Annotated in this window: 23 protein-coding genes; all 23 read right to left on the bottom strand. The window is 30.2% G+C overall.

What is annotated here, in order from left to right; all coding sequences use genetic code 11:
• Window positions 1-5 precede the first annotated feature (5 nt).
• Window positions 6-194 carry a hypothetical protein gene (locus K5790_RS10575; RefSeq protein ID WP_297594894.1) on the bottom strand — a complete coding sequence of 63 codons (189 nt, stop codon included), beginning with the start codon at window positions 192-194 and terminating at the stop codon, window positions 6-8.
• Window positions 194-355, bottom strand: coding sequence for a hypothetical protein (locus K5790_RS10580; protein WP_297594896.1), 162 nt, complete (start codon window positions 353-355; stop codon window positions 194-196). The genes K5790_RS10575 and K5790_RS10580 overlap by 1 nt, the downstream gene beginning before the upstream one ends.
• Window positions 355-807 (bottom strand): hypothetical protein, encoded by a 453-nt coding sequence (locus K5790_RS10585; RefSeq protein WP_297594898.1) that lies wholly within the window; start codon window positions 805-807, stop codon window positions 355-357. The genes K5790_RS10580 and K5790_RS10585 overlap by 1 nt, the downstream gene beginning before the upstream one ends.
• Window positions 800-1,312 (bottom strand): hypothetical protein, encoded by a 513-nt coding sequence (locus tag K5790_RS10590; protein ID WP_297594900.1) that lies wholly within the window; start codon window positions 1,310-1,312, stop codon window positions 800-802. Before K5790_RS10590 ends, K5790_RS10585 begins: the two co-directional genes overlap by 8 nt.
• A complete protein-coding gene (locus tag K5790_RS10595; protein ID WP_297594901.1) occupies window positions 1,309-1,746 on the bottom strand; it encodes a hypothetical protein in 438 nt (145 codons plus the stop codon). Before K5790_RS10595 ends, K5790_RS10590 begins: the two co-directional genes overlap by 4 nt.
• Window positions 1,739-1,867 (bottom strand): hypothetical protein, encoded by a 129-nt coding sequence (locus tag K5790_RS10600; RefSeq protein ID WP_297594902.1) that lies wholly within the window; start codon window positions 1,865-1,867, stop codon window positions 1,739-1,741. The genes K5790_RS10595 and K5790_RS10600 overlap by 8 nt, the downstream gene beginning before the upstream one ends.
• On the bottom strand, window positions 1,864-3,075 hold the full coding sequence (locus tag K5790_RS10605) for a hypothetical protein (protein ID WP_297594903.1): 1,212 nt from the start codon (window positions 3,073-3,075) through the stop codon (window positions 1,864-1,866). The genes K5790_RS10600 and K5790_RS10605 overlap by 4 nt, the downstream gene beginning before the upstream one ends.
• Window positions 3,076-3,082: 7 nt before the next feature.
• Window positions 3,083-3,403 (bottom strand): hypothetical protein, encoded by a 321-nt coding sequence (locus tag K5790_RS10610; protein ID WP_297594904.1) that lies wholly within the window; start codon window positions 3,401-3,403, stop codon window positions 3,083-3,085.
• A complete protein-coding gene (locus K5790_RS10615; protein ID WP_297594905.1) occupies window positions 3,400-4,908 on the bottom strand; it encodes a hypothetical protein in 1,509 nt (502 codons plus the stop codon). The genes K5790_RS10610 and K5790_RS10615 overlap by 4 nt, the downstream gene beginning before the upstream one ends.
• Before the next feature lie 89 nt (window positions 4,909-4,997).
• Window positions 4,998-5,753, bottom strand: a complete 756-nt coding sequence (locus tag K5790_RS10620; RefSeq protein ID WP_297594906.1) for a hypothetical protein — start codon at window positions 5,751-5,753, stop codon at window positions 4,998-5,000.
• Window positions 5,753-6,577, bottom strand: a complete 825-nt coding sequence (locus K5790_RS10625) for a hypothetical protein (RefSeq protein ID WP_297594907.1) — start codon at window positions 6,575-6,577, stop codon at window positions 5,753-5,755. The genes K5790_RS10620 and K5790_RS10625 overlap by 1 nt, the downstream gene beginning before the upstream one ends.
• Before the next feature lie 50 nt (window positions 6,578-6,627).
• The gene (locus K5790_RS10630) at window positions 6,628-7,407 is read right to left on the bottom strand and encodes a hypothetical protein (protein ID WP_297594908.1); all 780 of its coding nucleotides are present in this window, start codon (window positions 7,405-7,407) and stop codon (window positions 6,628-6,630) included.
• Window positions 7,404-7,619: a hypothetical protein gene (locus K5790_RS10635; protein WP_297594909.1), complete on the bottom strand. Its 216-nt coding sequence runs from the start codon at window positions 7,617-7,619 to the stop codon at window positions 7,404-7,406. The genes K5790_RS10630 and K5790_RS10635 overlap by 4 nt, the downstream gene beginning before the upstream one ends.
• Window positions 7,616-8,776 (bottom strand): hypothetical protein, encoded by a 1,161-nt coding sequence (locus tag K5790_RS10640; protein WP_297594910.1) that lies wholly within the window; start codon window positions 8,774-8,776, stop codon window positions 7,616-7,618. The genes K5790_RS10635 and K5790_RS10640 overlap by 4 nt, the downstream gene beginning before the upstream one ends.
• Window positions 8,773-10,209, bottom strand: a complete 1,437-nt coding sequence (locus tag K5790_RS10645; RefSeq protein WP_297594911.1) for a hypothetical protein — start codon at window positions 10,207-10,209, stop codon at window positions 8,773-8,775. Before K5790_RS10645 ends, K5790_RS10640 begins: the two co-directional genes overlap by 4 nt.
• A complete protein-coding gene (locus K5790_RS10650) occupies window positions 10,202-10,486 on the bottom strand; it encodes a hypothetical protein (protein WP_297594912.1) in 285 nt (94 codons plus the stop codon). Before K5790_RS10650 ends, K5790_RS10645 begins: the two co-directional genes overlap by 8 nt.
• A gap of 48 nt (window positions 10,487-10,534) precedes the next feature.
• Entirely contained in the window at window positions 10,535-11,008 is a 474-nt protein-coding gene (locus K5790_RS10655; protein WP_297594913.1) for a hypothetical protein, read from the bottom strand.
• On the bottom strand, window positions 11,005-11,211 hold the full coding sequence (locus tag K5790_RS10660; RefSeq protein ID WP_297594914.1) for a hypothetical protein: 207 nt from the start codon (window positions 11,209-11,211) through the stop codon (window positions 11,005-11,007). Before K5790_RS10660 ends, K5790_RS10655 begins: the two co-directional genes overlap by 4 nt.
• Window positions 11,212-11,470: 259 nt before the next feature.
• Window positions 11,471-11,689, bottom strand: a complete 219-nt coding sequence (locus K5790_RS10665) for a hypothetical protein (RefSeq protein ID WP_297594916.1) — start codon at window positions 11,687-11,689, stop codon at window positions 11,471-11,473.
• Between the two features lie 146 nt (window positions 11,690-11,835).
• A complete protein-coding gene (locus K5790_RS10670; protein ID WP_297594918.1) occupies window positions 11,836-12,099 on the bottom strand; it encodes a hypothetical protein in 264 nt (87 codons plus the stop codon).
• Window positions 12,096-12,464: a hypothetical protein gene (locus K5790_RS10675; RefSeq protein ID WP_297594920.1), complete on the bottom strand. Its 369-nt coding sequence runs from the start codon at window positions 12,462-12,464 to the stop codon at window positions 12,096-12,098. Before K5790_RS10675 ends, K5790_RS10670 begins: the two co-directional genes overlap by 4 nt.
• Before the next feature lie 285 nt (window positions 12,465-12,749).
• Window positions 12,750-13,646 (bottom strand): winged helix-turn-helix domain-containing protein, encoded by an 897-nt coding sequence (locus tag K5790_RS10680; RefSeq protein ID WP_297594922.1) that lies wholly within the window; start codon window positions 13,644-13,646, stop codon window positions 12,750-12,752.
• 250 nt (window positions 13,647-13,896) lie between these two features.
• Window positions 13,897-14,496, bottom strand: a complete 600-nt coding sequence (locus tag K5790_RS10685; RefSeq protein WP_297594924.1) for a DNA N-6-adenine-methyltransferase — start codon at window positions 14,494-14,496, stop codon at window positions 13,897-13,899.
• Window positions 14,497-15,024 lie beyond the last annotated feature (528 nt).

Below are 15,024 nucleotides of genomic sequence, written 5' to 3' on the forward strand. Positions count from 1 at the left end.
TCCCATTATCTAAATTCCCTCGATATGTGCATTCCAGAAAATTCATCGTTATGTATTGCATTCAGAATGAATTCATCAAGTTCTTCTTTTGACATTGTTTTAGTAGATTGTTTTCCACCCCAATTTCTTCTATCTGAAGTTATTGGATAGATTTTATGCCAAACATCCACAGTGAACTTATCAGTGTATCCCATTACATCACACTATCCAATGTTGTTTTAGTTTTATCATGGCATCCACATTCACATTTCTTTGAACCGAATTTATGAACATATAATATTCCATTACATTTCTTATGATTGTCTTTCTTACAATTCCATGTTACAACAAGTCTTTTACCACGATTGATTACCATTACATCACACTATCCAATGTTGTTATAGTTGATTTTACATCTTCTTTTTGAATATTAAATAATTTTAGTTCACGTTCCATACAATCATCATGTAACTGAAATGACCTTCTTAACCCCATGAACATTCCATCTTTCCAATAATAGTAAGTTATGTTACAAGCAACTTCATTACTCTCAAATTCACCATTACATCTTCTACATCTTTTCCATCTAATCTGTTTCATTTCTTCTTTGAATTCTTCGTATTTTATTTTGTTCTGTTTGTATTGTGTTGATAATTTTTCTTCAGTCATTGATAGATACCTAAATCTTCTATCACCATCTGGTTTACAAGCAAATTTCACTATAGGTTCTTTCTTTTTTGGATGATTGAAAATTATCTTTGTTAGATTGAATACTTTTCCACATGGGAAATTGAATTCTGGATCAACAAATTCACATCTACTAGGCATTTACGCTACACCTTAATTTTTCTAAATATGGATCAGGTTTTGTAATATCCACTTTTTCAATTGAAGTGATGAATTCAGGTGAAATGAAAGTTCCTACTTGTTTATTTATTTCTTCAATGTATGATGGTTGTGAATCAATACAGAATGTTACAATATGTGGAACACCAAACCATTTGTTTAGATAGTTAATATTTTTCTTGTATTCAACACCAGCGATTTGTAACGTTTCATAGATAATTTCTGGTGTTGCTCTAGCATAAGATTCAGCATTTTCTTTTACTTCAGTTGCATAGATTTGTAATCTATTTAATCTTGATGCTTCTAAAATAAAATTCCTAATACAATAATTATTTCCAAGTTTAGAAATTTTGTGGTTTCTTTCTAATGCTCTAAAAATATCAGTTATTGCATCTTCTGGTGAATTCCAATAATATTTCATCCCGTTTTCTAAAACATAATCAACTTCATGTTCTTCAAGTCTTACCCCACGATACATTACTTTCATTTGAATTCCTCTAGATGGCATCGGTAAGTTTTTGTAATTATATTTCCTTTTTCTTCAAATTCAAATCCACATCTATCTACATACCAGTATCCAATGTTTCCATCCAATTCAGTAATCTTGAATAGATTATGGTCTAATCTTTCAATTAGTGGTTCAGTTTGTTCAATTGGTTTTAATGGATCAATCGCACAGATAATAATTCCAATTGCAAGTAATAATAGTCCTATGTAAACAATGATTTGTGGATCATTTAATTTTCTGATTAGCCTTTCTTTTTCAATCATTGATATTAGAATTACCATCACCATTCCAAAAATTACAAAGAACATCACAATATCAAATATTCCTAACCCATGTCTAGTAGTTGTATTGATGAACCATAGTATGGTAGTTATGCTTATGACAAACCAAAATAGTGTAATTCTATCAAACATGTCTATTATTCCTTAATCCAAATGTTGTTCTGAATCCATACAATGTTATTGAATCAAATTTACTACAAACAATTATCAATGTTCCAACTGCCAATAATGCTAAAGTTATTTCTACATTCATACACCATCATCCATTTGTTTATAATAAATTACATGTTGATTTTCCAATGCCCATTCTTCTAACGCTGTTTGTAATGCTTCTTTTTCTGGTGTCATTACAAATGAACCTGAAGTACCTGAAGCACCACCATAATCAACTAAACAATCTACATAGTATGTTCCATCAAAATTATTTACAAATAGAAATGAACCATCACATTCATTGTATTGTTTTGATACTTCATCCATTTGTTTTTTAGATAAACCAGTTGGATCATAACCACTGTTGAATTCTGATAGTGTTGAACCCATATTTGAATACAATTTCTTTTCTAATGCTTCAACTCGTTCATTCAATATCTGGTATCTGCAAGAACCATCAGGTGTAACATCTATGTTATATTCCAAACAAAGTTCTTTTTCAGTTGGATCAGGTTCATCACCATCTAATGTTATTTGCTGTAATCCATTTGCAAATGTTCTAAACTCAATCATTCTATATCCATCACTGTGAAGTTCCATGTAAAATGAATCACATTCTGGATTCCAATTACAAAGTTTGAAACTGGTATATGTTTTAGTGATTGGTGGATTAAGTATCAATAGTCTTTCATCTACCAAATCAGAATAGACATTTAGTATTGATGTTCTTGTATCTGGATTACATTGTTCCCATGTGTAGAATTCAAATTTCCAATCATGCCAAATGAATCTGTTTTTGAATTCTTTTTCATAACTAATTGTGAAATTGCATCTATCATATTGTGTTGTTGTGATTTCATTTTGGTTACTTTCTTGTACTGCTATAATCATTGAATTCATATCATCAACAATGTTTGGATAAATTCCTTCAATGATATAGGCATCAGTTTGTAATGATTCATGAAATCCAATATTGTTTGGATAGCACCATTCATCTGAACATCTCATTACACCATCTTCTTCATCGGCTGGTGAACCAATCTTAACACATACATCAAATCCAAATGAACTTTGTTTGTAACCTTCTTTACATTCTGACAAAAATCCATGTGGTAAGTACATATCTATCTTATCATCTGCTAAACATGAACCATCACTAAGAACATATTTGCATCCATCTTCTGGTGAATCGTTTATTGTTCCTATTGATTCTGAATTCCACTGTGTTATGAAAAGTAATGTTATTACAACAAATGCAATTGACAATAACCCAATCACTGTATGTTTTTTAGATGGATATTTCTTCATGGACATATCAATTAGTCACCATTCCAATTTCAGAAAAATAAAATTCTTTATTCTCACATTCACCAATTAATTTTTCAAATCTTTCTGGATTCTTGTTTCTTGATACTGCAATAAACAAATTAACAACCATTCCAGTGGCTGGATTGTAAAGACATGATTTACAAATTGCGTATGTTAAAAGTGATTCTGGATTATTAGCACCTAGTTTCACAAATCCCTTTCTAGTGTTGTAACAATGATTGCATTTGATTTCTTTATCATGATTTACAATAACCATATAATCATCTTGTGCATGAACCCCATTAGTTATCCAGAATGTTTTTTTCATCTTCTTTCACGTTTCCTTTTGATACCAGATAAACAAGCATTCCAAACTAACCCATATCTGGAATTGAATATTACACTTGCATCTGGATCACTACTCATGTTTGTTTTGATTACATGCCAAATTTCGTTGAGATAGATTGCTTCATCGAAATTCCAGATTCTACCTTCTTCACTTCCATTATCTCTAAAATGAAATGTTGTGTTTGGTGATTTTCTTAATTCTCTTAATTGTTTGATTTCATTTAGAATGAATGGTGTTAAGTAAATTGCGGAATGGTCACTTGCTCGATAATAATTTAATGTTGTTGCATCGCCAACATAATCTTCATTCTTGAACCATCTTGGAACTGCATCAGTTGGTGATTGCCAATTGCTAACCTTATCATATCTATGATTTGAGTAATGATGTTCTTCAACTTTGATTTCCAAATGGTTCTTATTGTAAAGTGCCTTTAGTTGTGAAGTTACTTTTGATTTTAATGAATCTGGAACTTGGTATTTGTATAATTCACCAGCAACTAATTTTGTTACTTCGTATGCTGGAAGAAAATCATATCTATGCTCATTGAATCTTCTATTGTTCAAAACCTTCATGATTATTTCTGGAATCTTGGCATCAATTCTTTGAATTGTGATTCTATAATCAACAACATCTTTTCCGAATTTTAATCTAATATCTTCAACCCTATCATCATGTGTTCCTTGTGTATCATAATAGAAATCATGTTTTCTTAATTCATATTCTATTTGCCCACCAATCTTTCTACATTCAAAACATTGGTCACTTTTTGAATATTCAGATAATTTACATAATTTTCCAATCTTTTCTACTTTCAAAACCTTGTAGATACCTGAAGCATTTACTTTTTCAATATATTCTTCTAAACCATGTTCACAAGTTCTAAATTCAATTATTTTTCCAGTTTTCTTAACAATTTTCTCTTTTGTTTCAAATGTTGTTTCTAAAGCAAAACTAAGTTCAGTCATTTGTGAATTTGGTGGTGAACATCTGAATCCACTATCAAGATTGATTTTCATTATTTTTCTTGCTGATTTTTCTGGAATGTTTCTTGTTGGTAGAACAAATAGATTTGTTACACCTTCAATTGATTTTGCACCATCTTCTAATAATTTTTCAGTATCAATCTTACTTTGATTCATTCTTTTGGTTAATGAATTACATCCTTTAGGACATCCAAGAAACTTATTTTCTCTAATTCCAGCACTATCAGAAACTGTAGATTTCTTCAATACTAATTCTGAACTACATTCACTACATGTTTTTCCATCTTCTGATAGTGTCATTTTTCCAATTGGGATGATTTTTTCTTCTTGGTTTAGTTTTGAATATGCAATTTGTAAAGCATTTCTAACTTCAGTTGGCATGTGTTCAAAAGATAATCCTTTCAATTCTTCAACTGACATATCACCATAAAGTTCTTTGATTGATGGTAATGCCAATTCATATACTTCATCAGTAAATTGTGGTGTTTCAGTTGAATTCATGGTAATTCTATTTTTCTACTTTTCTATTTAAAGATATTGTTGTTATTTTTGGACAAACAAAATCGTTCCTAGAGTGGAAATAAAGGGGTTTAATCACAAGTTGCGAAACCAGCACGACAAACATCTTCTGAAAAGTGATGGTTAACATTTCTATTATTTACTGAATAATCTTCATTCCAGAAATCCATTGTGTAATGGTCATTTGTGATACCTTCCAGTTTTACAGAAAATTGCCATGTGATTGGAAATTCAGAACCAATAGGTAATGTTGTTGAACCTTGGAATGGTTCATTCAATCCAATTCCATCAAAATCAAATGCCCTATCACCATCTGTTTTAGAATCCAAAAAGAATTTGAATCTGATTACTTCACCAGCGGTTTCTTCATTTCCTAATGCAAATGAAAGTGGTGTTAAATCATTTGATGTTTGTTGTGTCCATGAAAATGATGCCAATGGATCAGTGAATTCACAGAACCATGTATAGTCAACTGGATCAAGTCTAGGTTGTCCAGTCAATATTTCCCAATTGGAAATTCCTTGGTCATTATCAATGTAAACAAATCTTTCATCTGTGAAAAATGAATCATCAGCACTAAAGAATTCAAAATCTCTATCGTGCATTATTCCACGAAACGTTAATCTCAAATCACAAACATCATCACTGTTTGATGCTATGTTTGCATCTTCTTCATCACGTACATCAACCAAATCTTTTTGTTTGTTCAATCTTTCTTCAGCAATATTTTGTAATCCAAGTAATTCTTCACTGAAGAATGAAATAAAAATTACAGAACCAAATAACAAGAATACAATTACAATTGCACCAACTAATATTGAAGCCATTATGAAACAATCCCCGCACTTAGTAGAACTTGTTTTTCACCTTGACCATGAACTTTAGATAATGCTCTTTTCTTCTTCATGTCAATTTCTGATTTTGTTTCTTTTACCTTCTTTAACATAATTGTTTTTTGTGGTGTTGGTATGTTTGATGATTCAATCTTTCTTTTTTGTTCATCGGCTTCTTGTTGTTTTTTGTTCAATGCTTCAAATTGCATTCTTAATTTCTCATTATTTTTTTCGGCTTCCTTGTTTTCTTTGTCTAATATTTTCTGTGTTTCATTTGCACGTTCTTTCTGTTCATCAAATTTATCTAACTCTTTTTCACCTTGTCTATTTTCATTTGCTGAACCACTTGGGAATAATACATCTGTTCCATCTTTTCTTCTTTCTTCTTTTGATTCTTGTTCTTGTTTATCAATTGCCTTTTGTGATTCCTGCAAATTATCAATAAACGTATCAAGTTTCTTTTTATCAGAATCAGATAACATATCACCTTGTTTACTTTTGAATTCCTTTAATTTTGCAATTTTAAATCTTGGTGATAGATTCAATGAAAACACCTTATTCAGATTATCACCAGCAATTCTTTGTTCAGTTACTTTTCTCATTTCCTGTGATGGTTCTGATTTTGGTAGGTTCTTTATTTTTTTCCTTTCTTGGAATTTTTCTTTATGTTTGTTAATTGAACTTCTAATATCCAGATTTACTTTAGATGAAGGTCTAACATCCACCCCTGAATCTCGTTCAGTTATTTGTGAACTGAAGATACCTGAACCTTGACTATGAGGATGAAAAACACCGTTTTCAGTATGTCCAATAGTCATATACAATTCTCATCAAATTGCACTAAATAAAGTTGTTCTAGTCAATTTTTTTAGATTTTTGGTTGTTCTGGTAGTGATGGTTTTTGTTGCTGGAATTCATCATCCTTTCTCAAAGTTTGTTGCATTCCTACCATCATAATATCACGTGATAGGTTCTTCTCATTTGCTAGATTTAGCCACAGTCCATAATGAAATACTGAAGATAGTGGTACAGAAATATAATAATTGAAAAAATCCAAATACAAATCTCTATACATTTTTTGTCCACCAGCATCAAGAATCAGCCTTGACCATGTAGAATGACCTTTAGTTTGAAATTCATTAATCTGAATCCACTTATCTTCAATTGATTCTAGGAACTTTGTTTTCTTTATTGATAGCCTGTATGGTGAATTAGGATCATGATTTTTTTTCTTAAATGGATTTGTAATGCCAAGAAATCCACCTTTTGGTTCTTGTGGTGGGCTTCCTTTTGGTACATTGATTAAACTATCAAGTTGCTCGTATGGATACAATTCTTTTCTAATATCATGAACCACTTGTGGGATTACTGCTATTGCCTTGTTTATCTTCTGTGCATACTCATTGAATAATGGTTGTGCTTCATCCCAAAATGGATAGATTATTTCTATCTGTGTATCTTCGTATAATTCATGTTCAACTTTTTTTGTTTTGTTATTGTTTAGAAGGTTTTGAAGATTTGAAATTCCTTTTGTTAGATCATCTTCTTCTTCATCATAAAATCTGTGATAATATGTTGTAATTTCTAAAAGTTCTTCAGTATTAATATCACTTACTGGTTTTAGTTTTGGTTGTTGTTGTGAACTCATTTCTTATCCCCTTTTGGTAAGTTGATATAGAATCTGAATGTACCTTCTTTTTTATGATGTGTGCTAATGTCGAATGATTCAAATTTCAAATATTCCTTTAACAACTCAATTTCAACATCGTTAATATTATCAAGTTCATAGAATCCACGATTTTTTGATACTGAATAAAACTTTCCTATTTTTCCAAGTAATTCAACTATTGTTATACTCAATTAATATCAATATCCTGTGCTTCTAATTCTTCCTTCTTTCTTTTCTCATTTGCGTGTGTCAATACCCCAATAACTATTGTGGCAACAATTACACCAAACCAAGGTGAATATTCCACAAGTTCAGGTACTGATAACCATGCAGAATATGAAATACCACCAATGAAAACAGAAACCATACTTAGCATAATATTAGAACTCATTTTAATTGGATCACGTTTTACTTCATTACCTGTTAACCTCTTTTGCTCTAATGCACCAAACAATTTGTTAATAGCCATATTGAATTTAGAAAGTTTTTTTGACTTTACTGATAATTCACTGTTGAATTTCTTTAATGTAACTTCTTTGTTCTTGTTGTCTTGTTCTAACTGTGATACTTTAGGTGTCCACTCTATAATGTTTCCAAGTTTCTGTGATAGTTCTGGTTCTAGTGCATCAATTGACATTGGAATTGTAACGTGTTTATCTTTGAAAATATCTGAAAATTGTGCATATCTCTTTTTTGGATTTGTTGGTAATACTGCTAATGAATGAACTTGTTTCATTTTTCCATTATATGTCTTGTAACTTCCAATTGTTGATATTGAATGAACAAAAACTTTAGCCATTATTTCAGGTTCTAACATATTTGACCAACTCTTTAACCCACGTTGAGAATTTGAAAAGTAATCTGGATTCTCTAATGAAACTCTAGTGTGAATCTGTATGTTTCTATTTTTTGAACGCCATCTTACACCGTTGCCATATTTGATAATTTTTGCATTGTAAACATGAAAATTATCTTCAGTTTGTAATCTCTCAACTAATCTTGTAGTACCTTCTTTAACATATCCAGAATCTTCTAATTGTTTTAACTCATGTTTTACAAATGATTCATTCTCACTAACATTAACATCATATTCAGTTCCATCTAAATTTGCAATTCTAATTCTTTTTATTTTTCTTCCTTCTGGAAACTTGGTTCGGCTAGTCCAACCTTTCATCAATATAACAAATCCAGCAATCATAGCACCAGCAATAACCAAACTAATAATCGTGATTACACTTTCACCAAGTGAACTAACAATATCACCAGATACTGAAGTTCTAGTTCCTTCTAAGAATTCCTTGGATGTTTGTAATGCAATTGTTTGTAGAAATAATAGAACAGAATTCATTTCTTTATTCCCATCCTTTTCTTTATTACTTCAGTAACTGCATTGATTTCATTCAGTAATTTTTCAGTTGGTGATTTTTGATATTGTTCCCTTAGTTTTTCGTCTTTAATTGCAAGTTTTTCACTAGGATATTTCTTGGCATCTGAATATCTCTCAAAGTAAAATTCAAATGTTGTTGCATCCTTCTTTTTGTCTTTTTTATCACTGTTTTTCTTAAAGTCAAATATCTTAGCCAATCCAGATTTCTCTTTTGGTTTTTCATCCAATATCTCTTTGATTTCTTCTTTTGGTTTCAATGCTGGTGTTTTTAATTCAACATCAATATTTGGTTCATGTTCCAAAATCTTTTGAAGAACATTTCTCAAATCAATTATTAGATTACCTATTGTTGTGCTTCCAAATGAAATTGCTTGCATGTAAGAACTACGCATAATATCATTCTGTGAATAATCATGTCTAGAAAGAATCTTCAAGTTTGCAATAATTTCATTCACATGGTTTACAGCATCATTGAATCTTCCTTCGGCTTCTTCAGATTTTTTACTTACATCACGAACAAACCAAATCAAAACTGCTATCAGCATTATGATTACAACTACAGCACCGATTATTGTTACGATTAGGATTAATGTTAGATCATTGTTATCTAAAAATAACTGTGCTACAACTTCAAAAGCATTATTAATTCTAATATCATTTTCTTCTAAAAATTCTTCAAGTGTTGGAACATGAACTTTCTGTTCCGTTTCAACTGTAAAATAATGACAATAAGTAAAATCATTGAATGGAATTGCTTGTTGTTCTATTCTTTTGTTATCACTGAATACTTCATAGGTGATGAATCTGTTATCGTTTGGTTTTGATTCAAATTCCCAAAACGCTGATATTGTAAATACATCAGTTGAGTTTTTTGTGTCAACTGTAAAGAAATCAACATCTCTAATAGCCTTCATTTCTGATTTTTCTGGTGAATTTGCAGATACTAACAAATCAACATCTAATGTTTGTGGATATTTTACAGTCATTGTAAATGGTAGTGTTACATCATTCAAATGAGTTTGACCACATACAGATTGGTTTTCATTTGTGATTGTTTGTGGGTTTGCAAGTTGTAAATCTTCCAAGTTTGCGTTTCTTACTACATTAGTAGTTGCTGGTTTTTTTTCTAAAGTTTCTTTTGCTTTTTCTTCTTCTTGTTTCAACTGTTTTTCTGTAACTCTAGTTGTTTTATCATCACTTGTGACTTTTCCATTTGATACTTCAGTTGAATTAGAATTTGTTGCAATTGCTGAACTATGATTACATGGTACAACATTCAAATCTTCATTATAACAAATCACTTCGTTTCCATGCGGATCAGTTAATGCAAATGAATTAGGAATCAATGATGAAAACAATAATACAGAAAAAAGTATTCCAAATAATTTATTCATTTTCTAAAATATCCTTTCTAATTTTTTTGGCATTCAATGGTAAAATATTATTCCTTTGTAACTTTTGGATGTCCTTTAACATCTTTTTCTGATATTCTTTCAAAGTGTTTGGATGTCTTTTTGCTTCATCAAAATCTTTTCTCATTTTGATTGTTGCCAATAAAAGAAAGATGCCATCATTAAATGTTGGAAAGATAAATTCACCATCATCATCAACTGCAAACATTGTTTTTTGCATAATTTTAGGAATTTCATCAGGTACTTTGATGTTTGCCATACGTCTATTTTTCTATTTATCTACCTTATAATGATTGTTGTAAAATGATTATTCTTCTGAATCTGGTGAAGAAATTGTTAAGTTTCCAATTGTTGGTAAATCAGGTTCTTCAATTGGTAATGAAGGTCTAAACTGTAACATCTGTTCAAAGATTGGAACATTTGTTTGTGTTAAAATTGTTTCAATATATCTAATCTCTTTATCATTGAAAACTGGTTCTATTCCAAATTCTTGATACTGATAAATTTTCTTTGAAACATCTATCTTCATCAAGCATTCACTTCTTTGATTCATACTATCAGTTATTCCAACATCTAAAGCATTTCTAATTTCAAAATCTTGGATACAGTTGTATTGTTGATTTCCAAGTTGGTTTTGGAAGAACATTTCTTTCATATTTTGGAAATTTGTATTAACATTCTCAAATTTTTGATTTGCATCCATTACTAATCCAATTGAAATTAATGAAACCAAAACTGAAATTGTTACTGTTCCTACAACAAAATATGTTAACTTACTCATTTTAACTTAGCCTTCTCTTTTTTTGCCAATTTATATCCCTTTACTAACATTAAAACTGAAATTCCAAATCCAATTGGAAATAAAATTAGAAGAAACAAATCTTTTGGTGGTTTTACAAATACTAATACAACAAATAATGATGTATAGAATAATCCAAATCCAAACATTACTCTAGCCCAAAACAATTCTGAAGGTTTTTTCATTGTTTATTCCACCAAGATTTTTTATTTAATTTGATTCCTTTACAGCAAAAACCACAAGTACATTTACATTCATTTTGATGTTTGATTCTTCTTTCTTTGTTTTCTTCACGTGAAGCGAAAATTGCAATTGGTACTAATGATATGTAACATAAAATAAAGATAGTGAAATTAACTGGTGTTTCTATAAAATCTATGAAGAATATTCCAACTGAACCAAACATTACTATAAAAAATAAAATGAAATAAAGGTCACTTGTTTTCATTGTGGTTTACCCCATTTTCTTTCTATTTTTTTATCAAATACCAATACAACAAAAATTGGGATCATCAGAACTAACATCACATAAACTAATCCCATAATCACAACATCCATTACAAATATGAAATAGAATATAATTCCAGCAACTACAAGAAATGACGTTAAGAATATCGCTGTTAACTTATCTGCAAATGGTGTTTTCATTTCTTGTTTCTTCAACGATTAACTGTGAAAAAACTATACGTTATAATGTTTTATGTAAAATTTTTGAAGAAAATAATTTTGCGAACCCACAAAACAAACACGTTTTTTGTTTCGGGTACTTCTTGATAAATTCCTTTTTACAATCATTACAGATCATGAGTTTACCCTATGATATGTGTAATTGTGTTTCCAGATAATGGTGAAGTTCCTTGTAAAGCGGTTCTTCCATTCTTCATTGTAATTTTATGAATTCCTTTTGTTACAGTAACTTTCTTTCGTTTCATTACATCATATCCCTTGAAAGATTTTGGTAATCCTTTCATTTCATCACCACCAGTTGTTGATTGGTTGATTGATTTTGAAGAAGTTGATTTCTTAGAATCATTATGTGGTATGAATTTTTTTCCTTCTCTATGTCCGTTCAATCTTCAGAACCCCCTTCAGCAACTAATGAGAATGGTTCTTTCATTAACAAATTCAATTGTTCTTGTTTTTTTGCTAATGTTGTTTTTGTACTTGAAATAGATTTCTTTAATGAAGCGATTCTTCCTAACTTTGATTGTTTTCTAATTTGTTTTTGATTTCTAAATTTAACATCTACAATTTCTTTGATTTCTTGTAATGGTATCACACCTTTGAAATAATCTTTTGCGAATCCATACATCTTTGTAATTTCAATATTATTTACTTCAGAATAATTTTGTAGAAATGGATTAAGTTCTGTTTCTGGATTTTTGATAACTTCAATTTCTATTGAACTGAATCTTGATGTGTCGATTATTGCATCCATCTGATTTTCTAAAATTCTAATGATATATGAATATTCTTGCTAAAAATAATTAAACTAATGCGTGGATGATACGATAACCATCACACGCACCAGTGAAACACCATATCGCTATAGGCACTTTGTAAATTATCAAACTTTGATAAAAGGATTCATGTGTGGCGATGGTAAATGGGGAATGAAAATGAGTAAAGGTATTAGCCACACACTAATCAAGAATTACCATTCTATCCTAATCAAATTACTAATCAACAATATTTGATACCAAAAGTAGAAATTTCTAGTTATCTATCCAAACATTCCAAAACTATCTTTGAATTCTTTTGGTTCAATGTTTTGCTCTAATTTGCCCTCATTTTTACCAGATACAATAGTTGCCAAAGTATCAAGCGTTGTTTGGTTCTGTTTCAATAATGTATTCATAGACTGTAAAATTAATTCTGTTTGTATCTCATGTTTTCTATTAGATTCTTCAATTGTTGCCTTAAGTTCTGCAACAATTTTTGGCATATTTGCGAATTCCTGTGCTTCAGTTATTTCATCAAATTCAATTCTTGGTTCACCTTTCTTTGAAGCATCAATTGATATTTTTCCATTCATTAATTTGATTTGTGAACCATTTGTAATATCCAGAAGATAATCAGCAATACCGTTAGCCATTGTGAATTGCCTACCTTGAATTGGTTCTGGAATGGATAAATCAAGATCATACTTTTTATTCAATACACCGATAACTGTTAGAATGTTTTCACTTACTTTCTTGAATGCAGATTGTAAATCACCAGAATAAGATGGTGGATGTGTAATCATTAGTTTAGTCAATCTTGCTTCATTTACTGCAATTGAAAAGCCTTGGATTTCACCAACCCATTGATTCCAATTTCCCATCGAATGAACTTTGAATCCATTTTCAAATAGGAATTTCTGAAGTCTTTTAGTATTTTTTACAATGCAAATCCATCTTGCATTTTCAATACCTTTCAATTCTTTTTTCTCGATGCCTTCGTACTGTGCGAGAACTTTTTGCCCTAATTCTGTTAAGCGGTATATCTTCCATTTGTTAGATGATTTGGTTGTATCATAGATCATCTTATTCTTCAAAAGTATGCCTAGATGGTAACTAACAGTTTGTCTTGATTCATTGGTAAAGTCGGCAATCTCTTTTGGGATGTGTCCGTATCTCACAAGGTTGAGAATCCTCAACGTCTTGGGCAAAATCTTTACAGATTTCTTTTTACCTATTTTGCCCTGATTAGTCACGATTTCTTCGTACCCCATAACTCATGTGTTTCATGAAAGATTAGAGCAAATGTTGAGTATAATAATATTTGTTGAAAGAAATTCACTAAGTACAAAACCTAGTGGAAATGATGGTGTGTGGGCTATCTGTTAATTGTTAATTCAATTAACTGAAAATGGTGTTAACAGTTAACAGTTACCAATCCCAAGGATGTGGACAAAATACATCATGTGGAAACATCTTTGATTTATAGAAAATGAATGCAGAATCATCAGTGGAATTGTTATCCATCTTCCATCCAAGTTCATCTGAAAATACTAATCTTCCTTCATAAAATATCACATCGGCTTCACCAGATTTGCGATATGGTTCAACATGTCGATGCCACCAACCCCTACCAGTTTTTGAATATGTTAGAACTAATAGATTAATATCATATCGTTTCCACATATCCACAGCGTAAGCAAGGTACAATTCATTCTCGGAATATTCAGGATTTAGGAATCCATTCCATATCCAGTTTATTGAAAAAGTATTCTTTTCTTTAGTTATGTAGTCCTTGCACATGTGATGTAAATCATCACCAGCATAATCTACTTTTGGATAGAAATTCAATTCTTTACATATCTTCCAGTAAATATCAGGTGGTGTACCCCTAACATCTGATTCACCAGAACTATCAATTATTGATAATCTTCTTACTGCTTCAGAACCATGAATACCATTTCTTGGTATTCTTATCTTATTTTTTAATTTCTCAATGCTATTTTTTTTCTTTATTTTTGTCAATGCCATTATCAAATATCCATACACAATAATTGATTTCTAATTAGATACACCTTTACAAATATCAAAATAAATTATCATTGGATAATCGATGAAACCAATTATTATAAAGATTATTGTAGAATCATGTGCGGGATACATGTGTTATCAATTACATTAAACTAATTTATTCTATAGAAGTAAAAAAGGAAAAAATAAAAAAACTATTTTCACATTCACAAAATCACAATGGGGGTATAGATATAGGGTATTCTGTGAAATTGTGATTTTGTGAATTGTCCTAAGTAACCTACCTATTTTTCACAAAAAGTATCACAATATTACCATTTTACCCCCATTTTATGACTAATTTGTGATAGTTTTGTGATAATTACTCATGCCTAATTTCAAAAAGTTCAAAAAATCAAGTTTTTTCGTTTTTTTGTGAATCTTTGTATCTTTTTAATCCTACATAGAAAGCATGTGGTTTTTTCTTATCTAACAACTCTTTTTTTATTGGATCATCAGAATAAATTTCTTGCATTTTTTTGTATAAAA

Origin of the sequence: Nitrosopumilus sp., from assembly GCF_025698945.1 — an archaeon.
Lineage (GTDB): Archaea > Thermoproteota > Nitrososphaeria > Nitrososphaerales > Nitrosopumilaceae > Nitrosopumilus.